General features: G+C 70.2%; 21 protein-coding genes. 8 read left to right on the top strand and 13 right to left on the bottom strand.

The genetic code is table 11. The features are described 5' to 3' along the window. Positions 1 to 16: 16 nt before the first annotated feature. The 6 genes from folE to dacB form a co-directional block, all read right to left on the bottom strand. Positions 17 to 622 (bottom strand): GTP cyclohydrolase I FolE, encoded by a 606-nt coding sequence (folE, locus tag ACFXI4_RS31100; RefSeq protein ID WP_351317708.1) that lies wholly within the window; start codon positions 620 to 622, stop codon positions 17 to 19. A 143-nt stretch (positions 623 to 765) separates the two neighbouring features. Further along, positions 766 to 2,805, bottom strand: coding sequence for an ATP-dependent zinc metalloprotease FtsH (gene ftsH / locus ACFXI4_RS31095; RefSeq protein WP_362719415.1), 2,040 nt, complete (start codon positions 2,803 to 2,805; stop codon positions 766 to 768). Between the two features lie 209 nt (positions 2,806 to 3,014). Beyond that, the gene (gene hpt, locus ACFXI4_RS31090; RefSeq protein ID WP_360492421.1) at positions 3,015 to 3,575 is read right to left on the bottom strand and encodes a hypoxanthine phosphoribosyltransferase; all 561 of its coding nucleotides are present in this window, start codon (positions 3,573 to 3,575) and stop codon (positions 3,015 to 3,017) included. A 49-nt stretch (positions 3,576 to 3,624) separates the two neighbouring features. Beyond that, positions 3,625 to 4,719 carry a tRNA lysidine(34) synthetase TilS gene (gene tilS / locus ACFXI4_RS31085; RefSeq protein WP_362719413.1) on the bottom strand — a complete coding sequence of 365 codons (1,095 nt, stop codon included), beginning with the start codon at positions 4,717 to 4,719 and terminating at the stop codon, positions 3,625 to 3,627. A 192-nt stretch (positions 4,720 to 4,911) separates the two neighbouring features. Then, positions 4,912 to 6,045, bottom strand: coding sequence for a zinc-dependent metalloprotease (locus ACFXI4_RS31080; RefSeq protein WP_362719410.1), 1,134 nt, complete (start codon positions 6,043 to 6,045; stop codon positions 4,912 to 4,914). A 106-nt stretch (positions 6,046 to 6,151) separates the two neighbouring features. After that, complete coding sequence (gene dacB / locus ACFXI4_RS31075; RefSeq protein ID WP_384997156.1) at positions 6,152 to 7,750, bottom strand: D-alanyl-D-alanine carboxypeptidase/D-alanyl-D-alanine-endopeptidase; 1,599 nt, start codon at positions 7,748 to 7,750, stop codon at positions 6,152 to 6,154. 124 nt (positions 7,751 to 7,874) lie between these two features. On the opposite strand from dacB, the gene ACFXI4_RS31070 reads away from it, so the two are divergent. Together ACFXI4_RS31070 and ACFXI4_RS31065 are read left to right on the top strand one after the other, a co-directional pair. Beyond that, the gene (locus tag ACFXI4_RS31070; protein WP_115906709.1) at positions 7,875 to 8,366 is read left to right on the top strand and encodes an inorganic diphosphatase; all 492 of its coding nucleotides are present in this window, start codon (positions 7,875 to 7,877) and stop codon (positions 8,364 to 8,366) included. Positions 8,367 to 8,550: 184 nt separating this feature from the next. Beyond that, on the top strand, positions 8,551 to 10,203 hold the full coding sequence (locus ACFXI4_RS31065; RefSeq protein ID WP_384997153.1) for a threonine/serine exporter ThrE family protein: 1,653 nt from the start codon (positions 8,551 to 8,553) through the stop codon (positions 10,201 to 10,203). A 100-nt stretch (positions 10,204 to 10,303) separates the two neighbouring features. Here ACFXI4_RS31065 and ACFXI4_RS31060 read toward each other — a convergent pair whose 3' ends face one another. Then, the gene (locus ACFXI4_RS31060; RefSeq protein ID WP_384997251.1) at positions 10,304 to 11,188 is read right to left on the bottom strand and encodes a DedA family protein; all 885 of its coding nucleotides are present in this window, start codon (positions 11,186 to 11,188) and stop codon (positions 10,304 to 10,306) included. Between the two features lie 156 nt (positions 11,189 to 11,344). On the opposite strand from ACFXI4_RS31060, the gene ACFXI4_RS31055 reads away from it, so the two are divergent. Then, positions 11,345 to 11,713, top strand: a complete 369-nt coding sequence (locus ACFXI4_RS31055; protein WP_362717362.1) for a YbjQ family protein — start codon at positions 11,345 to 11,347, stop codon at positions 11,711 to 11,713. 38 nt (positions 11,714 to 11,751) lie between these two features. Here ACFXI4_RS31055 and ACFXI4_RS31050 read toward each other — a convergent pair whose 3' ends face one another. Continuing rightward, the gene (locus ACFXI4_RS31050; RefSeq protein ID WP_384997151.1) at positions 11,752 to 12,513 is read right to left on the bottom strand and encodes a MerR family transcriptional regulator; all 762 of its coding nucleotides are present in this window, start codon (positions 12,511 to 12,513) and stop codon (positions 11,752 to 11,754) included. 136 nt (positions 12,514 to 12,649) lie between these two features. Between ACFXI4_RS31050 and ACFXI4_RS31045 the strand changes: the two genes are divergently transcribed. Both ACFXI4_RS31045 and ACFXI4_RS31040 read left to right on the top strand, forming a co-directional pair. Further along, a complete protein-coding gene (locus ACFXI4_RS31045; RefSeq protein ID WP_384997149.1) occupies positions 12,650 to 13,936 on the top strand; it encodes an ion channel protein in 1,287 nt (428 codons plus the stop codon). A gap of 32 nt (positions 13,937 to 13,968) precedes the next feature. Continuing rightward, positions 13,969 to 15,378, top strand: a complete 1,410-nt coding sequence (locus tag ACFXI4_RS31040; RefSeq protein ID WP_384997147.1) for a glutamate decarboxylase — start codon at positions 13,969 to 13,971, stop codon at positions 15,376 to 15,378. A 51-nt stretch (positions 15,379 to 15,429) separates the two neighbouring features. Here ACFXI4_RS31040 and ACFXI4_RS31035 read toward each other — a convergent pair whose 3' ends face one another. The 3 genes from ACFXI4_RS31035 to ACFXI4_RS31025 all read right to left on the bottom strand — a co-directional run bounded on the left by ACFXI4_RS31035 (position 15,430) and on the right by ACFXI4_RS31025 (position 18,529). Beyond that, positions 15,430 to 15,969, bottom strand: a complete 540-nt coding sequence (locus ACFXI4_RS31035; protein ID WP_384997145.1) for a DinB family protein — start codon at positions 15,967 to 15,969, stop codon at positions 15,430 to 15,432. Positions 15,970 to 16,077: 108 nt separating this feature from the next. Beyond that, positions 16,078 to 17,538: an aldehyde dehydrogenase family protein gene (locus tag ACFXI4_RS31030; RefSeq protein ID WP_384997143.1), complete on the bottom strand. Its 1,461-nt coding sequence runs from the start codon at positions 17,536 to 17,538 to the stop codon at positions 16,078 to 16,080. Between the two features lie 166 nt (positions 17,539 to 17,704). Next, entirely contained in the window at positions 17,705 to 18,529 is an 825-nt protein-coding gene (locus tag ACFXI4_RS31025; protein WP_384997249.1) for a helix-turn-helix domain-containing protein, read from the bottom strand. A gap of 354 nt (positions 18,530 to 18,883) precedes the next feature. Between ACFXI4_RS31025 and ACFXI4_RS31020 the strand changes: the two genes are divergently transcribed. After that, positions 18,884 to 19,363 carry an ATP-binding protein gene (locus tag ACFXI4_RS31020; protein ID WP_384997141.1) on the top strand — a complete coding sequence of 160 codons (480 nt, stop codon included), beginning with the start codon at positions 18,884 to 18,886 and terminating at the stop codon, positions 19,361 to 19,363. Between the two features lie 100 nt (positions 19,364 to 19,463). On the opposite strand, the gene ACFXI4_RS31015 is transcribed toward ACFXI4_RS31020, so the two are convergent. Beyond that, a complete protein-coding gene (locus ACFXI4_RS31015) occupies positions 19,464 to 19,733 on the bottom strand; it encodes a DUF397 domain-containing protein (protein WP_362717341.1) in 270 nt (89 codons plus the stop codon). A gap of 727 nt (positions 19,734 to 20,460) precedes the next feature. Here ACFXI4_RS31015 and ACFXI4_RS31010 point away from each other — a divergent pair. Both ACFXI4_RS31010 and ACFXI4_RS31005 read left to right on the top strand, forming a co-directional pair. Further along, complete coding sequence (locus ACFXI4_RS31010) at positions 20,461 to 20,961, top strand: hypothetical protein (RefSeq protein WP_384997247.1); 501 nt, start codon at positions 20,461 to 20,463, stop codon at positions 20,959 to 20,961. A 172-nt stretch (positions 20,962 to 21,133) separates the two neighbouring features. After that, entirely contained in the window at positions 21,134 to 21,649 is a 516-nt protein-coding gene (locus ACFXI4_RS31005; protein ID WP_362732187.1) for a DUF4232 domain-containing protein, read from the top strand. A gap of 32 nt (positions 21,650 to 21,681) precedes the next feature. Here ACFXI4_RS31005 and ACFXI4_RS31000 read toward each other — a convergent pair whose 3' ends face one another. Then, a complete protein-coding gene (locus tag ACFXI4_RS31000) occupies positions 21,682 to 22,812 on the bottom strand; it encodes a DUF2786 domain-containing protein (protein ID WP_384997138.1) in 1,131 nt (376 codons plus the stop codon). Positions 22,813 to 22,940 lie beyond the last annotated feature (128 nt).

The raw sequence follows: 22,940 nt of genomic DNA, 5'->3' as shown, positions 1-22,940 counted from the left end.
GCCCCGCCCGCGGAGGTCAGCGCGCCAGTATCAGGCTCATCGCCTCGGCGCGCGTCGTGGCGTCGCGGAGCTGGCCGCGGACCGCCGACGTGGTCGTCTTGGCGCCCGGCTTGCGGATCCCGCGGACCGACATGCACATGTGCTCCGCCTCGACCACGACGATCACCCCCCGGGCCTCCAGGATCCTCATCAGGGAGTCGGCGACCTGCGTGGTGAGCCGCTCCTGCACCTGGAGACGGCGGGCGAACACCTCGACCAGGCGCGCCAGCTTCGACAGGCCCGTGATCTTGCCGGTCTCCGCCGGGATGTAGCCGACGTGGGCGACCCCGTGGAACGGCAGCATGTGGTGCTCGCACAGACTGACGATCTCGATGTCCTTCACCAGGACCATCTCGTCGTGCCCCAGATCGAAGGTGGTCGTCAGGACCTCTTCGGGCTGCTGGTGGTTGCCGGCCAGCAACTCGCGGTACGCCCGCGCCACCCGCGCCGGAGTCTCCCGGAGCCCTTCGCGGTCGGGATCCTCGCCGACCGCGATCAGGAGTTCGCGTACGGCGTTCTCGGCACGCTTCTCGTCGAATTCGCCGATGGTGCCCTCGCCGTCCAGCGTCACGGGGTCGGTCATCTGGGGTGCCTCGTTCCTTAGGGGGGCGCCTGTGGGTCACGCGCCTCATATGCGGGCCATGCGGGCATACCGAAAGCCGCGCCCCCCAGGCTAGATCCTGGGGGGCGCGGCATCCATTCCGAGCCGGGTGAGACCGGTGTGACTCAGCTCTCGGGACGGTCCTCCGGGGCCTTCTCGACCGCCGGGGCGGGCTCGGCCGCCGTGGACTTGGCCGTGCTGATCGCCGGCGTCGCGCCGTTCGCCCCGTTGGTCAGTGCGAGCTCCTTCGGGGAGAGCACCGGCGGGCGGGTGGACGGCGTACGGCGGGAGGAGCCGGTCCACGCGGGCCGCGCGGGCCGCTTGTGGATCGCGGCGAAGATCTCGGCGATCTCCTCCTTGCCCAGCGTCTCCTTCTCCAGGAGCTGGAGCACCAGGTTGTCGAGGACGTCACGGTTCTCGACCAGGATCTCCCAGGCCTCGTTGTGCGCGTTCTCGATGAGCTTCTTGACTTCCTCGTCCACCAGGGCGGCGACCTCTTCCGAGTAGTCGCGCTGGTGGGACATCTCACGGCCGAGGAAGGGCTCGGTGTTGTCGCCGCCGAACTTGATCGCGCCGAGACGCTCGGTCATGCCGTACTGCGTGACCATCGCGCGGGCGGTGGTCGTCGCCTTCTCGATGTCGTTGGCGGCGCCGGTGGTCGGGTCGTGGAAGACCAGCTCCTCGGCCGCGCGGCCGCCCAGCATGTAGGCGAGCTGGTCGAGCATCTCGTTGCGCGTGGTCGAGTACTTGTCCTCGTCGGGCAGGACCATCGTGTAACCGAGGGCCCGGCCACGGGACAAGATCGTGATCTTGTGGACCGGGTCGGAGTTCGGGGAAGCCGCCGCGACCAGGGCGTGACCGCCCTCGTGGTACGCGGTGATCTTCTTCTCCTTGTCCGACATGATCCGGGTCCGCTTCTGCGGACCCGCGACCACACGGTCGATCGCCTCGTCGAGCATCTGGTTGTCGATGAGCTTGCGGTCGCTGCGGGCCGTGAGCAGCGCCGCCTCGTTCAGCACGTTCGACAGGTCCGCACCGGTGAAGCCCGGGGTACGGCGGGCGACCGCCGCGAGGTCGACGTCGGGCGCGACCGGCTTGCCCTTCTGGTGGACCTTGAGGATCTCCAGACGGCCCTGCAGGTCCGGCGGGTCGACCGCGATCTGACGGTCGAAACGGCCGGGGCGCAGCAGCGCAGGGTCGAGGATGTCGGGCCGGTTCGTCGCGGCGATGAGGATCACACCGCCCTTGACGTCGAAGCCGTCCATCTCGACGAGCAGCTGGTTCAGGGTCTGCTCGCGCTCGTCGTGACCGCCGCCGAGGCCGGCGCCACGGTGCCGGCCGACCGCGTCGATCTCGTCGACGAAGACGATCGCCGGGGCGTTCGCCTTGGCCTGTTCGAAGAGGTCGCGGACCCGGGAGGCACCGACACCGACGAACATCTCGACGAAGTCGGAACCGGAGATCGAGTAGAAGGGCACCCCGGCCTCGCCGGCGACGGCACGCGCGAGCAGCGTCTTGCCGGTGCCGGGACGGCCGTAGAGGAGCACGCCCTTGGGGATCTTGGCGCCGACCGCCTGGAACTTGGCCGGCTCCTGGAGGAACTCCTTGATCTCGTGGAGCTCCTCGACGGCCTCGTCACAGCCCGCGACGTCCGAGAACGTCGTCTTCGGGGTGTCCTTGGTGATGAGCTTCGCCTTGGACTTGCCGAAGTTCATGACCCGGGAGCCGCCGCCCTGCATCTGATTCATCAGGAACAGGAAGACGACCACGATGAGGACGAAGGGGAGCAGGGAGAGCAGCACACCGACGAAGGCGTTCTGCTTGGTCGGCGAGACGGTGTAACCGTCGGGGATCTGCTTGTCCTGGTACTTGGTCTGCAGCGTGTTGGCGATGGTCACGCCCTGGTCGCCGATGTAGCTCGCCTGGATCTTCGAGCTGCCGTCGACCTTCTGACCGTCCTTGAGCGTGACCTTGATGGTCTGCTCGTCACCGGTGGTCAGCTTCGCCGATTCCACCTTGTTGTCGTTGATCGCCGCCACGACCTGGCCGGTGTCCACCGTCTTGTAGCCGCCGGACGAGCCGACGACCTGCATCAACACGACCACGGCAAGGACGGCCAGCACGATCCACATGACCGGCCCACGGAAGTATCGCTTCACGTCCATCCATACGGAGCGGTGTCGCCCCGTCCCTCCTGCCATAGTGAGTTTGATAAGACAGTTCTTCTGACGGTACCCCAGCATTGTCGCCCGAAGCCGCACGAAGCTGCGCGGACGACTGGTGAAACCCGTCTCTGCATGCTCCAACGGCGCGAAACCCGCTGGGGTTCCCGTTCGTCCTACGCAAGTGGACCCTCCGGCGTATCAGCCGGGGTTCAGCCGCCGTAGACGTGGGGCGCGAGCGTACCGACGAACGGGAGATTGCGGTACTTCTCGGCGTAGTCGAGGCCGTAGCCGACGACGAACTCGTTGGGGATGTCGAACCCGACCCACTCGACGTCGATGGCGACCTTGGCCGCGTCCGGCTTGCGCAGCAGGGTGCAGATCTTCAGGGTCTCGGGCTCGCGGGAGCCGAGGTTGTTGATCAGCCAGGACAGGGTCAGTCCGGAGTCGATGATGTCCTCGACGATCAGGACGTGCTTGCCCTTGATGTCGGTGTCGAGGTCCTTGAGGATCCGCACCACACCGGAGGACTGGGTGCCCGCGCCGTAGGAGGACACGGCCATCCAGTCCATGGTGACGGGGGTGGACAGCGCCCGGGCGAGATCAGCCATGACCATCACGGCGCCCTTGAGGACGCCGACGATGAGCAGGTCCTTGCCCGCGTACTCCGCGTCGATCTTCGCGGCCAGCTCGACCAGCTTCGCGTCGATCTCTTCCTTGGTGATGAGTACCCGCTGGAGATCGGCACCCATGTCTTTCGCGTCCACCCGCATCACTTTCGGTCGTCCCACCGGCGGAGCCCGGACCCCGGAGGGTGCGGATTCAGCCTTGCCGGATAACCAGTCTGCCACCCTGCCGCTGGGCGACGACCTTGCCAGGGAGATTGATCACTCCCTGACCGCGCCAGCCGGTGATCAGCCGGTCGACTTCCTCGATGTGCCGGGCGAAGAGCGAACCGGCCGGTGCGCCCGCCTCGATGGCCGCCCGGCGCAGGATCCGGCGGCGGACGGCGGGTGGCAGGGCGTACAGCTTCGCGCACTCCAGCAGACCCGCGGCGTCCCGTACGGAGGCCTCGGCCTGTCTGGCCCAGGTGTCGAGGGCGTCGGCGTCGTCGCGGGAGAGCTGGGCGGTGCGGGCGAGAGCCTCGACGACACCTTTGCCCAGGGCCTTCTCCAGGGCGGGCAGGCCCTCGTGGCGGAGCCGGGAGCGGGTGTAGGCCGGGTCCGCGTTGTGCGGGTCGTCCCAGACCTGCAGGGACTGCGCCATGCAGGCCTTGCGGGCGGTCTGCCGGTCGAGCTGGAGGAACGGGCGTCGGTAACGGCCGCCGGCCCCCGAGACCGCGGCCATTCCGGACAGGGAGCGGATGCCCGAGCCGCGGGCGAGGCCCAGCAGGACGGTTTCGGCTTGGTCGTCCCTGGTGTGGCCGAGCAGGACCGCGGTGGCGCCGTGCCGCTCGGCGGCGGCGTCCAGGGCGGCGTACCGGGCGTCCCGGGCGGCGGCCTCGGGGCCGCCCTCGCGGCCGACGGTCACGGGGATCGACTCGACCGGGTCCAGGCCGAGTTCGCGCAGCCGGACGACGACTTCCTCGGCCCGCAGGTCGGAGCCGGGCTGGAGGCCGTGGTCGACGGTGACGCCGCCCGCGCGCACGCCGAGTTTGGGTGCCTCGAAGGCGAGGGCGGAGGCGAGCGCCATCGAGTCGGCACCGCCGGAGCACGCCACGAGGACGAGCGGGGAGGGGGGCCGCTCGTTCGGTGACTGTTCCGGGATGTCTCCGACGGGGCGCGTGAGGCGCGCGACAATGCGCCCACCGGCGTGTTCACCGGTGGTACGGCTGTGGCAACTGCTGTCGGTGAGGATGTCGTGGAGGACGCGGCGGACCGCCAGGCGTATCGCCGCGACCGCAGGATGGGGACCCATGTCCGGTTCCCTTCATGAAGTTTTCGGGGGGTTGAACCCGAGATCGGTCACTCAGAGTGTGTCGATGGTGACAGAAACGGGCCGTTCCCCGAGCATCGCACGCCTACCCATCGCTCACGGTCCCTCGGACGGGTGATTGGAGGGGCGTTCGCCTGCCGCGGGCAGGACCCGATTCACCACGCCCTCGCGCGTTCACGACTCGGCCTTGCGATGCACCCGTGCGACCCAGTCCGCCGGTTTGGCGATCTCGGCCTTCGTCGGCAGGGTGTTCGGGGAGGTCCACACCCGGTTGAAGCCGTCCATGCCGACCTGTTCGACGACAGCCCGCACGAACCGCTCGCCGTCCCGGTACTGCCGCAGCTTGGCGTCCAGGCCGAGCAGTTTGCGCAGGGTCATGTCCAGCCGGGAGGCGCCCTTGGCCCGTCGCTGCTGGAACTTCTCGCGGATCTCGGCGACGGTCGGCACGACCGCGGGCCCGACCCCGTCCATGACGAAGTCGGCGTGGCCCTCCAGCAGGGACATGACGGCGGTGAGCCGGCCGAGGATCTCGCGCTGGGCCGGGGTCTGCACCAGTTCGACGAACGACCGTCCGCCGTCGTCCTCCTCGGTCTCGGGGCGACCGCCGGCGAGCGACTGGGCGGCGTCCCGGACGCGTTCGAGGACGGTCATCGGGTCGACGTCGGTCTCCGAGAGGAACGCCTGGATCTCGCCCTCCAGATGGGCGCGCAGCCAGGGCACCGCCGAGAACTGGGTGCGGTGCGTCTCCTCGTGCAGGCACACCCACAGGCGGAAGTCATGGGGCTGTACGTCGAGTTCACGCTCGACGTGCACGATGTTCGGGGCGACGAGCAGCAGCCGTCCGCCGCCGTGCTCGTCCGCGGGAAGGTCGCGGGAGGCGGGGGCGAAGGTCTCGTACTGGCCGAGCACCCGCGACGACAGGAACGACAGCAGCATGCCGAGTTCCACGCCGGTGACCTTGCCGCCGACCGCACCGAGGACCGCGCCGCCGGGACTTGCGGCCCGTCGCTCCTGCATCTTGTCCAGCAGCGGCTTGAGGAGCTCGCGGAACCCGGCGACGTTGGCCTTCACCCAGCCAGGGCGGTCCACCACCAGGACGGGGGTGTCGTGGATGTCGTCGCTCCCCATACGAGTGAAGCCCCGGACATGTTCCTCCGAGGCCTTCGCGTGCCGCCGCAGCTCCGCGACGATGACCCGGGCCTCGTCGCGGCTCACCTCGGGTCCCGGCCGCACGAGCCGGGTCGCGGTCGCCACCGCGAGATTCCAGTCGACCATCCCAGAAGAAGCAGCGCCACCGATGCTCGTCATGCGTCAACCGTACGTTAGCGCTCCCCCTTGGGGCAGGCCGTGGAGGTTGGTGAGGTTGGCGTGACTTGTGCGGTGGGGCGGGATTCGGGGCTTGCGCGGACGTGGTTCACAGCCCCGCCAGCGCCGTCGCCGTCCGGTCCAGCGCCTCCTGGGCCTCCTGCGGACTCGTGGTGTCCGCCGCGAGGAAGGCGAACGCCAGCAGACGGCCGTCCTTGTCCACGACGGTGCCCGCGAGGGTGTTGACCCCGGTCAGGGTGCCGGTCTTCGCGCGTACGACGCCTGCCGCGCCGTCCGTGTACCGGGTGCTCAGGGTGCCCGTGAAACCCGCCACGGGCAGTCCGGTGAGGACCGGACGCAGACCCGGCCGGTCCGCGTCGGCGGCCTTGACGAGCAGGGCGGTGAGCAGGTTCGCCGTCAGCCGGTCGTCTCGGTTCAGGCCGCTGCCGTCGTGGAAGCCGGCGCCGGTCATCGGCAGGCCCAGTGCGGCCAGTTGGGCGCGGATCGCGTCCGCTCCCCCGGCGAAGCTGGCCGGCCCGCCGCTCGCCAGCGCCGTCTGGCGGGCCAGTGCTTCGGCGATGTCGTTGTCGCTGTTGGTCAGCATGCGCTCGACGATCGCGGACAGCGGGGGCGAGGAGACGGTGGCGAGGGTCTCGGCCCGGCTGCCCGCCTTGGAGGTGCCGTGCGAGGAGGTCTTGATGCCGGCCTCCGTCAGGAAGCCGGCGAACTTCTGCGCGGCGTCGGCCGCGGGGTCGCCCACCCGGGTCACCGGGCCCTCGGCGGAGCCGTCGGTCCGGGCCTCGTCGGCCATCAGGGGGCTCACGCGCGCGAGGTTGTCGTTGACACCGATGGGGTGCAGGTCGGGGCCGCTGTACAGGGTCGTGTCGTACGAGAGCGTGATCTGCTTGATGCCCCGCTCGGTCAGCGATTTCGCCGTCTCGGTGGCGAGCACGCGCAGGCTGGCCCAGCCGTCCGCCTTCCTGCGGGCGGTCAGGGTCGGGTCGCCGCCCCCGACCAGGACGACCTCCCGGGTGCCGGGTTCGAGGGCCACGCGCGTGGTGATGCGATGGTCGGGGCCGAGGGCGGACAGAGCCGCGACGGCGGTGGCGATCTTGGTGGTGGAGGCGGGGGTGAGGGCCGTGTCGGCGCCGGTGCCGTAAAGACGTCTGCCGGTGGCCACGTCGACGACCACGGCGGTGTGGGTGCCGCCGAGCGCGGAGTCGTCCAGGAGGGGGCCCAGGAGGTCCGTGACGGCCGTTCCGGTGATCCCGGCGGGCTCTCCGCTCGGCGCCGACTTCACGGTGTTGGTGGCGGCGCCCAGGCCCGTCAGGACGGATCCGGCGCTGGGTGCGGGGCTGGGCTCCCCCTTGGCGGTGTCGGAGCCGTGATCTGCGCCACCCGCCCGTTCCGGGGCGGCGGCCCGGTCCCGCTCGGCCGTACGCTGACCGTTGGCGTCCCAGGGGCCCGCCGCGGTCACCGCGCCGGCGGCCAGCGCGAGCCCGGCCGTGGCGGCGCCCGCGGTGTACTGCCAGGTCCTGAGACTCGAGGGACGAGGGGGGCGGGCCGGACCGGCCGGCCGGGTTCCGCTCGCACGCGTGATGCGCGCAAGCCGCGGCCCGACTGCTCGCGCCAACCGCTTGACCTGCGGTTTCGTGGCAGCCACCACGCGTGCCAGACCCGGTTGCACGGCGCCCGCGATCTTCCGCACACGCGGTTTCGCGGACTGCCAAGGCCTCAGCTCTGGCACGACCACCAGCCCCTTTCGCGATCACACACCAGCGTGAGGGACACTTAACCACCAGAACTATGTGTTGATCATGGAGGAGCCACCGGTGGAGTTCGACGTCACGATCGAGATCCCGAAGGGTTCGCGGAACAAGTACGAGGTGGACCACGAGACCGGTCGGATCCGCCTGGACCGTCGCCTCTTCACCTCGACCGCCTACCCGACCGACTACGGATTCGTCGAGAACACCCTCGGCGAGGACGGCGACCCGCTGGACGCGCTGGTCATTCTTGACGAGCCGACGTTCCCGGGCTGCCTCATCAAGTGCCGCGCCATCGGCATGTTCCGGATGACCGACGAGGCCGGCGGCGACGACAAGCTGCTGTGCGTCCCGGCCACCGACCCGCGCGTGGAGCACCTGCGGGACATCCACCACGTGTCGGAGTTCGACCGCCTGGAGATCCAGCACTTCTTCGAGGTCTACAAGGACCTGGAGCCCGGCAAGTCCGTCGAGGGCGCCAACTGGGTGGGCCGGGTCGACGCCGAGGTGGAGATCGAGCGGTCGTACAAGCGCTTCAAGGAGCAGGGCGGTCACTGAGCCAGTCCGCACACGGAAAACGGGCCGCACGCACGCGTGGGGCCCGTTTTTCGTATCCGCTCGCCTGCCCGCCGCGTGCCCCGCGGCATGTCCGCCGGCCCGGTGGGCAGGTTTTTGTGGCCGCTGCGTGGTCACGCGCATACTGAGGCGTACGTGAAGTTGTCGTTCAGGGAGCGTTACGACGGTGACGGAGGAGGAGGACCGCAAGCCCCGGCCGGACGAGGCGCGGTACGACCCGGAGATCACGTCCGAGTTCGCCCTTCCGGCGGGCATCGCGGTCCCCGAGGCCGGTGTCGAGCCCGAGACCACGTCCGAGTTCGCGGTGCCGAAGGGGCTGGCGACGCCGCAGCCGGCGGCCGGCGAGCCGGAGGGCTCGGCGTTCAGCATGCCGAGCGCCTACAGCGCCCACGACGTCACCGCCTTCACGCCCGCCTCCGGGTTCCCGACGGTCAGTCTCGTCAAGGACGCGCCCTGGCAGGACCGGATGCGCACGATGCTGCGCATGCCGGTGGCCGAGCGGCCGGCCCCGGAGCCTGTGCAGAAGACCGAGGAGGACGGGCCCGCCGTTCCGCGCGTGCTCGACCTGACGCTGCGTATCGGGGAGTTGCTGCTGGCGGGCGGTGAGGGCGCGGAGGACGTGGAGGCCGCGATGTTCGCGGTCTGCCGGTCGTACGGACTCGACCGCTGCGAGCCCGGCGTCACCTTCACGCTGCTGGCGATCTCCTATCAGCCCTCGCTTGTCGACGACCCCGTGACGGCGTCCCGGACGGTGCGGCGGCGCGGGACCGACTACACGCGTCTGTCCGCCGTCTTCCGGCTCGTGGACGACCTCACCGACCCCGAGACCCATGTCTCCCTGGAGGAGGCCTACCGGCGGCTCGCGGAGATCCGCCGCAACCGGCACCCCTACCCCGGCTGGGCCCTCACCGGCGCGAGCGGGCTGCTCGCCGGGGCCGCCTCGGTACTCGTCGGCGGTGACGTCCTGGTCTTCGTGGCGGCGGCGATCGGCGCGATGCTCGGCGACCGGCTGGCGTGGCTGTGCGCGGGGCGGGGGCTGCCGGAGTTCTACCAGTTCATGATCGCGGCGATGCCGCCGGCCGCGATCGGGGTCGCCTTCGCGCTCGCCCACGTCGACGTCGCGGCGTCCGCCGTCGTCACCGGTGGACTCTTCGCACTGCTGCCCGGGCGGGCCCTGGTCGCGGGCGTCCAGGACGGGCTCACCGGCTTCTACATCACCGCCTCCGCGCGGCTGCTCGAGGTCATGTACTTCTTCGTCGGCATCGTCATCGGGGTGCTGACGATCCTGTACTTCGGCGTGAAGCTGGGCGGCCGGCTCAATCCCGACGCGACGCTGCCCGGCTCCGAGCGGCCGCTGCTGCAGATCGCCGCGTCGATGGTGCTGTCGCTGACCTTCGCCGTGCTGCTCCAGCAGGAACGATCCACCGTGCTGGCCGTGACCCTCAACGGCGGTGTGGCCTGGTGCGTCTACGGCGCGATGCACTACGCCGGGGGGATCTCACCGGTCGCCTCCACGGCCGCGGCCGCCGGGCTGGTGGGACTGTTCGGACAGTTGCTGTCGCGGTACCGGTTCGCTTCCGCGCTGCCCTACACGACCGCGGCGATCGGGCCCCTGCTGCCGGGGTCGGCGACCTACTTCGGGCTGCTGTCGATGGCCCAGAACGAGGTCGACAAGGGGCTGGTGTCGCTGGCCAAGGCGGCGTCGCTCGCCATGGCCATCGCCATCGGGGTCAACCTGGGGTCGGAGATCTCACGGTTGGGGCTGCGGGTGGGCTCCGCCCGGAAGCGGCGGGCGGCGAAGCGGACGCGGGGGTTCTGAGCGGCCGTTCACGAGGGGGCTCGGGCAGAGACGGCCACTGCGGCTCCGTCGTGACTCGTCGCGCAGTTCCCCGCGCCCCCAAAAGCAGCCGGTGCTGCGCTCACGGTGCTCGGTAGTGGTCCTCGGCGTACGGGTTGTACTGCTGGTCGTAACCGTTCTGGTCGTAACCGTTCTGGTCGTAACCGTTCTGGTCGTAGTACGGGTGCTGCTGGCCGTACTGCTGCTGAGGCTGCGGCTGCTGGCCGTACTGCTGCTGGGGCTGCTGCGGGGTGTACGCCGGCTCGATCCTGCGGAGCTGGGTCGTCGCGTCGTCCATCATCGGCGGGGCGGGGTGCTGCTGGAGCGGCTGCGGCGCCGGCGTCGCCTTCTTGCCTTTCGAGCGGGCCCGCAGGAACTCGATGGCGATCGGGATCACCGAGACGAGGACGATCAGGATCAGCATCGCCTCGATGTTGTTCTTGACGACGTCGATCCCGCCCAGCCAGGAGCCGAGCAGGGTGACACCGGCTCCCCACAGGACACCGCCGATGACGTTGAACACCAGGAACGAGCGGTAGGCCATCCCGCTGACGCCGGCGATGATCGGCGTGAACGTGCGGATCACCGGGACGAAGCGGGCCAGGATCAGCGACTTCGGGCCGTGCTTCTCGAAGAACTCGTGCGCCTTCTCGACGTTCTCCCGCTTGAAGAGGCGGGAGTTCGGGCGGTTGAAGAGCGACGGGCCGACCTTCTTGCCGAACATGTAGCCCGCCTGGTCGCCGAGGATCGCGGCGACGCAGATCAGGGCGATCGCGCCCCACAGCGGGAAGTCCATCTGGTGGGAGGTGATCAGCAGACCGCAGGTGAACAGGAGCGAGTCACCGGGCAGGAAGAAGCCGATGAGCAGGCCGGACTCGGCGAAGACCACCAGGAGCAGGCCCCAGATGCCGAACGAGTCGAGAAGTTTGTTCGGGTCCAGCCAGCTCGGGCCGAGGGCCAGCGTCATCGCGGTTCCGGTCGTCACGGTTCCGGGCTCCTGTGGGGTGAAGGCACAGCGGGTTCCTTGTGCGGCCGCACAAAGCTATCAACGCAATGTGTCCGCCCCAGGTTCCACCGGTGGAACCTGGATGCACTGTGCCTCGCCTGGGGAACAGCTGTGGACATGGGTATCGAAGAATACGGCGGCGGTCAGGGGCCGGAGCCCGACGTGCTGGTGGTCACCACGAACGATCTGCCCGGATACCGGGTGCGGGAGGTCCTCGGCGAGGTCTTCGGGCTGACCGTGCGCTCCCGGCACCTGGGCAGCCAGATCGGCGCGGGTCTGAAGTCGATGATCGGCGGAGAGCTGAAGGGCCTGACGAAGACACTCGTCCAGACCCGCACCCAGGCGATGGAGCGGCTGGTGGAACAGGCACGCGCGCGTGGCGCCAACGCCGTGCTGGCCTTCCGGTTCGACGTGACCGAGGCTGCGGACGCGGGCACCGAGGTGTGCGCGTACGGCACGGCGGTCGTCGTCGACAGGCAGGACTAGGACCCGCCCCCCCGGCCACGGCCTGGACGGACACCGGGTCACGTCGTGCGGCGTGCCGCGTTCGCCTCGATCGCCGCCTTCAGGTGTTCGGCCAGGCCCGGGGCCATCGAGTCGTAGAACGCCTTGAAGCGCTCGTCGGACACGTACATGCCGGCGAGAGCGCGGTGCATCTCGTACGGGCAGTCGTAGAACCAGGACGAGATGTGCCGCCGGTGTTCCTCGGCCATGTCCATGGCCGGTGCGCCGGCCGGCGGCTCGGCCCCGTTCACCAGGGCGGCGTAACGCTCGCCCCATTCGTCGGCCTCTGCCTTCATGCGCTGCCAGTCGGCCTTCGTGTAGCGGGCGGCCCGGCGCTGCGACTCGGCGTAGGCCTCGGTGCCGCCCCAGCGCTGCTCGGCCTCCTCGGCGTACCGCTCCGGGTCCTTGTCGCCGAAGACCTCGAAGCGTTCCTCGGGGGTGAGGTTGATGCCCATCCTGCGTGCCTCCATGGCGTGTTCCACGGCCGCGGCCATCCTGCGCAGTTTCTCGATCCGGGCGGTCAGCAGGTCGTGCCGGCGGCGCAGGTGCGCGCGCTGGTCCGCGTCCGGATCGTCGAGCAGCGCCGCGACCTCGTCGAGCGGGAAGCCGAGCTCCCGGTAGAACAGGACCCGCTGCAGCCGGTCGAGGTCGGCCTCGCCGTAGCGCCGGTGCCCGGCGGGGCTCCGCTCGCCCGGGACCAGCAGGCCGATCTCGTCGTAGTGGTGCAGGGTGCGCACGGTGACGCCGGCGAACCGGGCGACCTGTCCGACGGAGTAGCTCACTTCCGCTCCTTTCCGTGCTCCACCTTGGGTCCTCACGTCACGTGAGGTGCAAGTCCGTTGCGTTCGGGGGCTCCGGGCCCCCGGGCCCGACTTCTTTCGGGATGTTGGGCCCGATGTGCCCGCTTATGGTGGGCCCGTGGCCCAGGACACCGCGCGGCAGGCGCTCCCCACCCCGCCCTCGGCCCCCGCGCGCGCCCTGCTGCCGCTGATCCTGCCCGCCCTGGTCGTCGGCGTCGGCAGCAGCCTGCTGTACCTGCTGGTGAGCTCGCTGGCGGAGCGGTTGCAGCACGTGCTCTGGAACAACCTGCCGGACGCGCTCGGCATCGGCCGGTACTCGGTGCTGTGGATGCTGGTGATGCTGACCGCGACCGGTGTCGCGGTCGGGCTGGTGGTGTGGAAGGCGCCCGGGCACGCGGGGCCCGATCCGGCCACCCTGGGCCTGGAGGCCGTGGCGCTGCCGCCCGCCGTCCTGCCGGGTCTGCTGCTGGCGACCGTGCTGATGCTGGCCGGCGGGCCGAGCCTCGGTCCCGAGAACCCGATCATCGCCGTGAACGTGGGGCTGGCGCTGTGGCTGGGGCGCCTGGCGATGCCCCGGATGCCGGGTTCGCTGTGGCCCGCGCTGGCCGACGCGGCGACACTCGGCGCGCTGTTCGGGACGCCGGTGGCGGCGGCCCTGGTGATCTCCGAGGCGCTGGCCGGGAAGCCGCTGAAGGGGGCGCTGTGGGACAACCTCTTCGGGCCACTGATGGCCGCGGGGGCCGGCGCGATGACGACCGCCCTGGTGGACCACCCGACCCTCGACCTCGGGCTGCCCGCCATCGGCCGGCTGCGCTGGCCCGACCTGCTCTCGGCCCTGGCGATCGCCCCCGTGGCGGCGCTGCTCGGCATGCTCGCCGTCCTCGCCTTCCCGTACGTCCACGGGGCCTTCCGGCGCCTGGGGCACCCCATGGTGGCCCTGCCGGCCGGCGGTGTGGTCCTGGGCCTGCTGGGCGCCCTGGGCGGCCATCTGACGCTCTTCAAGGGGCTGGACGAGGTCGCGGAACTGGCGAAGGACCCCGCGGGCTGGTCGGCCGGCCAGTACGCCGTGATGGCGGTCGTCAAGCTCGCCGCGTTCGTGGTCGCCGCCACCTGCGGCTTCCGCGGTGGCCGGATCTTTCCGTCGGTTTTCATCGGCGCCGCCCTCGGGCTGTGCGCCCACGCCCTGGTGCCCGCCGTCCACCCCTCGGTGGGCGTGGCGGCAGGCGTGCTGGGCATGCTGTTGGCGATCACCAGACAGGGCTGGGTGAGTCTGTTCACGGCCTCCGTGCTGGTGGCTTCGCCCTCGATCATCACCTTGTTGTGCATCGCCTCGCTGCCCGCCTGGCTGCTGGTGACCGGACGCCCGAGGATGCAGCTGGGGGCGGACGGCACGGCCCTGCGCTGAACCCTGTGAAATCGCTCTAGGAGGCACCTGTCATGCCGCTCCACAAAGGATCCGGGAAGCACCACGAGCGCCCCATGTCCGTCAACCCGTTCTTCGGGGAGGCGAACCCGGTAGCCGGTATGGACGAGGCCCCGCCCACGCACCGGCTCCCGCACGGCCCGCTGCCGCCCTCGACCGCCTACCAGCTGGTGCACGACGAGTTGATGCTGGACGGCAACGCCCGGCTGAATCTGGCCACTTTCGTCACCACCTGGATGGAGCCGCAGGCCGGTGTCCTGATGGCGGAGTGCGACGACAAGAACATGATCGACAAGGACGAGTACCCGCGCACCGCCGAGCTGGAGCGGCGCTGTGTGGCGATGCTCGCCGACCTGTGGAACGCGCCCGACCCGGCCGGCACCATCGGGTGTTCGACGACCGGCTCCAGCGAGGCCTGCATGCTGGCCGGAATGGCGATGAAACGCCGCTGGGCGAAGCGGAACACCGACCGCTATCCCGGAACCGCCCGGCCGAACCTGATCATGGGCATCAACGTCCAGGTCTGCTGGGAGAAGTTCTGCAACTTCTGGGAGGTGGAGCCGCGGTACGTCCCCATGGAGGGCGAGCGCTACCACCTGGACCCGCAGGCCGCCGCCGAGCTGTGCGACGAGAACACCATCGGGGTGGTCGGCATCCTCGGCTCCACCTTCGACGGGTCCTACGAGCCGATCGCCGACCTCTGCGCCGCCCTGGACGCCCTCCAGGAGCGCACCGGCGTCGACGTCCCGGTGCACGTCGACGCCGCGTCCGGCGGGATGATCGCGCCCTTCCTCGACGAGGACCTGGTGTGGGACTTCCGGCTGCCGCGGGTGGCGTCGATCAACACCTCGGGGCACAAGTACGGCCTGGTCTACCCGGGCGTCGGCTGGGCGCTGTGGCGCGACAAGGAGGCGCTGCCCGAGGAACTGGTCTTCCGGGTCAACTACCTGGGCGGCGACATGCCCACCTTCGCCCTCAACTTCTCCCGCCCCGGCGCCCAGGTGGTGGCCCAGTACTACACGTTCCTGCGGCTCGGCCGGGACGGCTACCGCGCGGTGCAGCAGGCCTCGCGGGAGGTGGCCACCGGGCTCGCCGCACGCATCGAGACACTCGGCGACTTCCGGCTGCTCACCCGGGGCGACGAACTCCCCGTCTTCGCCTTCACCACCGCCGGCCACGTGACGTCGTACGACGTCTTCGACGTCTCCCGGCGGCTGCGCGAGAGCGGCTGGCTGGTGCCGGCGTACACCTTCCCGGCGAACCGGGAGGACCTGTCCGTACTGCGGGTGGTGTGCCGCAACGGCTTCTCCAAGGACCTGGCCGAGCTGTTCCTGGAGGACCTGACCCGGCTGCTGCCCGAACTGCGCCGGCAGCCGCACCCGTTGATCCGGGACAAGGACGCGGCCACCAGCTTCCACCACTAGAAGCGGCCGGCAGGCCCCTTCCGGGGCCGCCGGACGTGTCCAGGGCCTGCGCTAGGAGGCCTGCTCCAGGGCCACCAGTTCGAACGCCGTCTTCCCGTCCAGGGACTCGCGGACGATGTCGGCGTGGCCCGCGTGCCGGGCGGTCTCGCGGATCAGGTGGAGACAGACCCAGCGCATGGAGACCCGGCCCTCCGGCGGGAACCAGGGCTGCGGCGGGAGCGGGAAGGTGTCGTCGAGGCTGGGAACGGAGCGGATGAACTTCTCCGTCTCGGCGGCGACCTGCTCCCAGTAGGCGAGTTGCGAGGCCACCGTCTCGTCGCCGACCAGCTGGAAGGTCTCGTGCCAGTTCGACTGGTCGCGCTCGACCGCCGGCGGCTCCTGCCTGGCACGGGCGATCCAGCTCTGCTCGACCTCCGCGCAGTGCTTGAGCAGGCCCGCCAGGGTCAGCTCGCTCGCGCTGGGCCTGCTCGCCGCCTGCTCGTCGGTGAGGCCGAGCAGGGCCCGGCGGACGCCGCCGCGCTGCTCCTCGATGAAGGAGAGCAGTGCTCCGCGCTCGTCGCCCTGTGCTTCCGCGGGAACGTGAGTGACCATGACCGGCCGCCTTTCCTGGGTGCTGTTGCCCTGACACCGACGAAGCTACGGGCCCTTTAGGACAGGTTGCGTCCTATAGGGCCCGGGGTGGCCGAGCCATTCGGGGGGCTAGAACGGGAAGCTGCTGCGGCCGTGCTGGACCGAGATCCACTTCAGGGTGGTGAAGGAGTCCACGGTGGTCTCGCCGTTCAGGCGGCCGAGGCCGGAGTGCTTCTCACCTCCGAAGGGGACGACCGGCTCGTCGTGCACCGTGCCGTCGTTGACGTGGAACATGCCGGTGTCGATCTGCTTGGCGAAGGACACGCCGCGCTCGACGTCACCGGTGTGGACGGCGCCGCTGAGGCCGTACGGGGTGTCGTTGACGATGCGTACGGCCTCCTCCTCGCCGTCGAACGGGATGAGGAAGGCGACCGGGCCGAAGACCTCCTGGCGGAGCAGGTCGGAGTCGGCCGGCACACCGGTGAGGACCGAGGGCTCGACCAGGTTGCCGGTGGCCGTGCCGTGCACCAGGGCCGTGGCACCCTCGGCGAGGGCCTGCTCGACCGTGGCCGAAACCGACTCCGCCTGCTGGGAGTTGATCAGCGGGCCGATGACGGTCCGGGGGTCCTGCGGGTCACCGGCCCTGAGCGTCCTGACCTTGGCGACGAACTTCTCGGTGAACTCCTCGGCGATCGAGCGGTCGACGAGGACGCGGTTGGCGGCCATGCAGACCTGGCCCTGATGGACGTACCGGCTGAAGACCGCCGCGTCGACCGCGTAGTCGATGTCGGCGTCGTCGAGGACCACGATCGCGCTGTTGCCGCCGAGTTCGAGCACCGAGCGCTTGAAGAGCGAGGCGCAGACGGTGGCCACGTGCCGGCCGACCTTGTCGGAGCCGGTGAAGGAGATGACCTTCGGGACCGGGTGCTCGATGAAGGCGTCGCCGATCTCCGCGATGTCGGTGACGACGACGTTGAGCAGGCCGCCGGGCAGACCGGCGTCCTCGAAGAGCTTGGCCACCAGGGTGCCGCCGACGATCGGGGTGTTCTGGTGCGGCTTGAGGACCACGGCGTTGCCGAGGGCGAGGGCCGGCGCGACCGACTTGACCGACAGCAGGAAGGGGAAGTTGAAGGGGCTGATCACACCGACGACACCGACCGGCACGCGGTAGACACGGTTCTCCTTGCCGTCCACCGGGGAGGGCAGGATCCGGCCTTCGGGGCGCAGCGACCACTGGATCGACTCGCGCAGGAACTCCTTGGCGAGGTGCAGCTCGAAGCCGGCCTTCAGATGGGTGCCGCCGAGCTCGGCGATGATCGCCTCGGTGATCTCCGCCTCGCGCTCCTCGATGAGGCGCAGGGCCTTCTCGAAGACGGCACGGCGGGCGTAGGGATTGGTGGCGGCCCACTGCTTCTGGGCGCGCGCGGCGGCCTGGTAGGCCTGATCTATCTCATCGACCGAGGCTATGGTGATCGACGCCAGCTTCTCGCCGTCGTACGGGTTGAAGTCGATGATGTCCCAGGAGCCGGTCCCCGGGCGCCATTCACCGTCGATGTACTGCTGGGCCAGGTCGGTGAAGTAGGACGACATGTGATCCCTCGATCCCCTGCTGCGTCGGCAGTCGATGCAGACACCCGATCCACATCCACATCACGGTCTGATCACGCGTCATCGTACTTGCGTGTCAGGGGAGTTGGGACACCAGTTCGGCGATCTCCGGCAGGTCGGAGGGTAATCCCCACGTTCGTCGACACGTCTACGACAGCTGGAGCAGTCCGCGCAGCAGGTCCCGGCTCTCGTCCGGTCCGGGGCTGTCCTGCTGGAGCTCCTTCAGCGCCAGCTCGTACTGGGCGACGTCCTCGCGCTTGTCGAGGTAGAGGGCGCTGGTGAGCTGCTCCAGGTAGACCACGTCGGAGAGGTCGGACTCCGGGAAGCTCAGGACCGTGAAGGAGCCGCCCTCCCCCGAGTGGCCGCCGAAGCTGAACGGCATGATCTGGAGCCGCACGTTCGACCGCTCGGAGATCTCGACGAGATGCTGGAGCTGGCCGCGCATGACCTCACGGCTGCCGTAGGGCCGACGCAGGGCGGCCTCGTCGAGAACGATGTGGAAGTCGGGGGCGTTTTCGGCCACCAGGTACTTCTGCCGCTCCATGCGCAGGGTGACCCGGCGCTCGACGTCGGCCTCGCTGGCACCTTTCATGCCGCGCCGCACCACGGCTCGCGCGTACTCCTCGGTCTGCAGCAGGCCGTGCACGAACTGCACCTCGTACGCGCGGATCAGATGGGCCGCGCCCTCCAGGCCGACATAGGTGGGGAACCAGCTCGGCAGGACGTCGGAGTAGCTGTGCCACCACCCCGCCACGTTGGCCTCCCGGGCGAGGGAGACGAGCTGTTCGCGCTCGGCCTCGTCGGTGATGCCGTACAGCGTCAGCAGGTCTTCCACGTCCCTCGTCTTGAAGCTCACCCGACCGAGCTCCATACGGCTGATCTTCGATTCGGAGGCCCGGATCGAGTACCCGGCGGCCTCGCGGGTGATGCCCCGGGCCTCACGCAGCCGCCTGAGTTGCGAGCCGAGCAGCATTCGCCGCACCACCGATCCGGGCTCTCCCGCGCTCACGTTCGCCAGCCTCCCCAACCGTCTTCAGGGCCCGCAGTCTGCCACTAAAACACTCCGAGCAGTACTCGCCCGGTTACGGAAACGGAAAGCGGCCAAAGTTTAAGCACAGGAAGTTGCAAGCAGGTAGTGAGCCAACAGCTGCAAGTTGGCGGAAAAAATGGCCAACAAGCGGTACGGGAGGGTCCAATTCGGTCGCGTGCACGTGCATCTGCCCTTGCATCTGCTGTGCGCATCCGAAACCATGGTCCCGCGCCACCGCTGCATCGCAACGACCGCGAATTCCCGGGAGTGCCTCGCATGGGGACGAATGGATCGACCATGCTCAAGCCATTACGGCAGGGCCTTCCGCCGCTTGATCCCGCGGCCGTGTCCGACGCCGCCTCCTGTGCCCTCCCGGCCCGCTACGAAGCGGTGCGCGAGGCCCGGCACTTCACCCGGAGAACCCTCGGCCAGTGGGACGTGGGCGAGCGCTTCGACGACATCTGTCTCGTCGTGTCGGAGCTGGTCACCAACGCCCTGCGGCACGCGGTGCCCGGTGAGCCCGAGCGCCCCGCCGCTCCGCCGGCTCCGGCCGTCCGGCTGCACCTGATGAGGTGGACCGAGCGGCTGGTGTGCGCGGTGCGCGACCCGAGCCACGACACCCCCGCACCCAGGGACTCCGAGGACTTCTCGGCGGAGTCGGGCCGCGGGCTGTTCCTGGTCGAATCCTTCAGCGACAGCTGGGGCTGGCATCCGCTGGCGGGCACCCTCAGCGGCAAGGTGGTCTGGGCGCTGTTCCGGCTCCAGTCCGCCGAATAGGGAAACCCGGCGCCTTCGGACGCCGGGTTTCTACGCGCGTTACCGTGCCCTCACCCGCGCTCCGCGGTCCATGTGCGAGGGCTCTCCGGGCGTGCCGGTCTCAGCTCACTATCAGGTGGTCGAACTCGCCGTCCTTGACACCGAGGAGCATCGCCTCGATCTCCGCGCGCGTGTAGACGAGCGCCGGACCGTCGGGGAAACGCGAGTTGCGTACCGCCACGTCACCGCCCGGCAACCGCGCGAACTCGACGCAGGAACCCTGCGAGTTGCTGTGCCTGCTCTTCTGCCAGGCCACTCCGTCCAGCTGCGTCGCAGCCATGCCGTTGTACACGTCAAACCCCCCGTACACGCTGTCAACGTCGAGGTCCACAGGTCGCTCCCCGGTGGTGCACTAACTGGCTGATGTGACCATTGATGCAGCGGTCAACTGAACCGGATCATAGCCCTGTTCACGTGCATATGCATGAGCAGATGCACGTGCACGGGGGGTGTTCCTGCGGTTACAGCTTTGACGACCGCTTTACCGAAGCTCTTCCAGCGTCTGCCCCGGAGCTCCCCAGGCATGCGAGCCCCGGCCCGTGCATGATCTTGCGCGCCATCCTCTGCGCCGGGCCGTCCGGATCGCACCCCGCGTGTACTAGGAAGAGACGCGTACCGAGGCCTTCCTGTTCCAGCGTCCACGTGATGGTCCGGTGAGCGATATTGACCGGAACAGCATCGGACCACCGGACGGACGGCATCCGCGCCGGGTCGCAGGGAGAACCCGCACGTCGACGACGACGACCGGGAAACGGGTCGTCCGCCCCGACGGGGGTTCGCCCGGGCCCGGCGAGCGTGCGCGCGTCCCGGAGCGAAAGGAGGGCGGGGTCATGGCGGGGGCGGCTCACAAGAGATGCCTACCTGGTGTCCACAGGTCCTCCGGGTGAGTCCTGGTAGCTTGCGGCTGTCGTCCGGACGGCCGGGCGGCCGACCCCCTAGAGGTTGGGAGCGTTGCGGTGACCACGGCTACGGCGAGTACGGCTACGACCCACACGGACACGACCGGGGCCGCGGCCGCGAGTTCGGCCTCCTCGGGGACGGCTTCGGGCGCGGGCGGCGTGCGGCCGGCCGCGCGACCGGCGGTGCGGATCGTGGCCGCCGCCGCGGCGGGGCTGGCGGGTGCGCTCACGCTGGCCGCGTGCAGCAGCGGCGGTTCCGGCGGTGACCCCTCGGCCACCTCGCCGGGCACGTCGTCGGCGGCCGCGACCGCCACCTCCGGGGCGGACAACACCACAGCCAGGTCCGACACGCTGCAGGGCAGCTGGATCACCACGAGCAGTGGCAGGATCGTCGCTCTTGTGATCACCGGCAAGCAGGCCGGGCTCTTCGAGACCGGCGGATCCGTGTGCAGCGGAACGGCCGGTGCGGAGGCCGGGATGCAGATGATCCACCTCACCTGCACGGGCGGCAGCAAGGACCGGGTCACCGGAATGGTCGACTCGGTCAGCAAGAACGGCATGAAGGTCACCTGGTCCGGAAAAACCGGCGAGGAGACGTACACCAAGGCGGAAGGCGGCAAGCTGCCGTCGGGACTGCCCACGGCAGGGCTGGGACAGTAGCCCTTATCGGGGTAATAGGGGCGCGTCCGGCGGCTGAGTCGTACTTTCACCGGTCCTCACCGGCCGACGGGAGCGCGCCGCGACACGTTCAAGAGCGGGGGCGGCCGCGCGGGACTCGGGCCGGGGCGTGATGATGCTGGGACACCGCCACGACCTCGATGGGGATCTGCTCATGCGCGTCATTCCGCTCACCGTCACGGCCCTCGCCGCCGCCCTCGCCCTGACCGCCTGCGACGACGGCGACGGCGGCACCAGCGGCAAGAACAGCTCGGCCTGCGAGGTGGGCAAGGTCTCGGTCCAGGTCGGCTCCGCGAGCGTCGCGCCGGCCGCGGGCGACACCGGCGAGGTGCCGGTGAGCATCACGAACCAGAGCGCGCCGTGCACGCTCGACGGCTTCGCCGGCGTCACGCTGAAGGCGGGCGGCACGTCGGCGACGGTGCCCGCCCTGTCGGGCGCCAAGTCCGAGAAGCTCAAGCTCGCCAAGGGCGACTCCGCGACGTTCTCGATCAGCTATGTGCGCGGCAAGGACGGCGACAGCACGGGCGTCGCGGCCACGTCGATGACGGTGTCCCTGCCGGGGGGCGACGCGACGGAGAGCTTCCCCTGGAAGTACGGGCCGGTGGCGGGCAACGGCTCCGCGGACAAGCCGAACGCGACGGTGGGCGCGTTCCAGCAGGCGGGGGACTGATTCCGGGCGGCCGGAGCGGCCCGCGCCCGGCCCTAGGGCAGTGGGGAGCGGGAGTGGACCTGGGCCCGGTCCGCCGCTCTCGTGCCCTCCGCCCAGCCCGCCTCGTCGCTCACCCCGCGCAGCCGGGTCGTGGTGGTCTCCGGGAACATCCGCTCCATGTGGTCGGTCACGGCCGTCTCCCTGCCGGCCAGGACCGGGAGCGGGTCCTGGGGCGCCTCGGTGCTGGTGACGGCCGTCCGCGCTGCGGCCGTCAGCCGGTCGCCGACGCGGTGGGCGTACGCCGCCAGGAAGGACTGGCGGAACGTCTTGGTCCGCTTACGGCCGCCCGCCCGCTGCGCCGCCTCCGCCTTCGTCATCGCGTGCGTGGCCTGCACCAGCAGGGAGGTGTAGAGCAGTTCGACCGCCTCCAGGTCCCCCTCGAAGCCGACGACCGTGGAGAACGCCAGCGGCTCGTTCCACACCGCACGGCAGTGGTTGGCCGAGGCGACCGCGTCGAGCAGCACCGCCTTGGCCTGCTCGTAGGGCGGCTCGACCCCGACCCGGCAGGCTCCGGGCGCGTCGGGCGCGGGCGCCCCCGCCGCGAGCAGTGCCTCGTCGACGCTGTGCCGGGCCATCAGCTCCTGCGCCTTGGCGCTGAGCGCCTCCGCCTCCTCGGGAAAACCGGTCGCCTCGGCCTTGGCGAGCAGCGCGCGGATCCGGGTGAGCATGCGCGACTCCGGCCGGTGCGCGTCCGCGCGGGGCCCGGACTCGTCGAGAGGCTCCAGGGAGGGCAGCCTCAGCAGGAGCCGGTACAGCTCCAGAACGGCGGTGGAGTGCGAGAAACGGTCCCCCACGCGTGCGTGGCCGTCCGGCAGCGCGTCCAGCTGCGCCTGCCACCGCGGGCCGCGCGGCCGGTCGTCCGGCCGCTGCTCCCGGATCAGGCCGACGGCGAGCCGGACGTGCGGGTCGTCCAGTTCGCGTCGCACCAGTCGTACGACGTCGGCGGGCTGCCAGCCGCGCCGCCAGGCTGCCGCGACGAACTCCCGGCCCCGGCGCGCGAGTTCCGTGTCCGCGCCGGAATCGGCCGCGAGGAGGGACGCGCCCGTGTCGAGGCCGGATTCGGTGCCGTCGTACAGGGCGGCCTGGAAGGCTCGGTCGACGGTGCTGGATTCACTGCTGGTCACACCTCGATCGTGCCACGCGCCACGGACGGTGCCCGGCGGTCGTCCACACCCTGTGGACAACCGCCCCGGCCCCGCCGCCTCGACGGCCCCGGAGAAGTGTCAACCGGCGGTTGACATCCCGTCACTGT

Source organism: Streptomyces sp. NPDC059224 (assembly GCF_042754285.1).
In the GTDB taxonomy this organism is placed as follows: Bacteria; Actinomycetota; Actinomycetes; order Streptomycetales; family Streptomycetaceae; genus Streptomyces.
This window is presented reverse-complemented; position numbering and strand designations above follow the sequence as displayed.

Bases quoted from the DNA above. Each gene is read 5' to 3' on its own strand.
- folE (WP_351317708.1), bottom strand. From the start codon at position 622: ATGACCGACCCCGTGACGCTGGACGGCGAGGGCACCATCGGCGAATTC.
- ftsH (WP_362719415.1), bottom strand. From the start codon at position 2,805: ATGGACGTGAAGCGATACTTCCGTGGGCCGGTCATGTGGATCGTGCTG.
- hpt (WP_360492421.1), bottom strand. From the start codon at position 3,575: ATGCGGGTGGACGCGAAAGACATGGGTGCCGATCTCCAGCGGGTACTC.
- tilS (WP_362719413.1), bottom strand. From the start codon at position 4,719: ATGGGTCCCCATCCTGCGGTCGCGGCGATACGCCTGGCGGTCCGCCGC.
- ACFXI4_RS31080 (WP_362719410.1), bottom strand. From the start codon at position 6,045: ATGACGAGCATCGGTGGCGCTGCTTCTTCTGGGATGGTCGACTGGAAT.
- ACFXI4_RS31060 (WP_384997251.1), bottom strand. From the start codon at position 11,188: ATGACGCTGGCCCTCGGCCCGAGCTGGCTGGACCCGAACAAACTTCTC.
- ACFXI4_RS31055 (WP_362717362.1), top strand. From the start codon at position 11,345: ATGGGTATCGAAGAATACGGCGGCGGTCAGGGGCCGGAGCCCGACGTG.
- ACFXI4_RS31040 (WP_384997147.1), top strand. From the start codon at position 13,969: ATGCCGCTCCACAAAGGATCCGGGAAGCACCACGAGCGCCCCATGTCC.
- ACFXI4_RS31035 (WP_384997145.1), bottom strand. From the start codon at position 15,969: ATGGTCACTCACGTTCCCGCGGAAGCACAGGGCGACGAGCGCGGAGCA.
- ACFXI4_RS31030 (WP_384997143.1), bottom strand. From the start codon at position 17,538: ATGTCGTCCTACTTCACCGACCTGGCCCAGCAGTACATCGACGGTGAA.
- ACFXI4_RS31025 (WP_384997249.1), bottom strand. From the start codon at position 18,529: ATGCTGCTCGGCTCGCAACTCAGGCGGCTGCGTGAGGCCCGGGGCATC.
- ACFXI4_RS31020 (WP_384997141.1), top strand. From the start codon at position 18,884: ATGCTCAAGCCATTACGGCAGGGCCTTCCGCCGCTTGATCCCGCGGCC.
- ACFXI4_RS31005 (WP_362732187.1), top strand. From the start codon at position 21,134: ATGCGCGTCATTCCGCTCACCGTCACGGCCCTCGCCGCCGCCCTCGCC.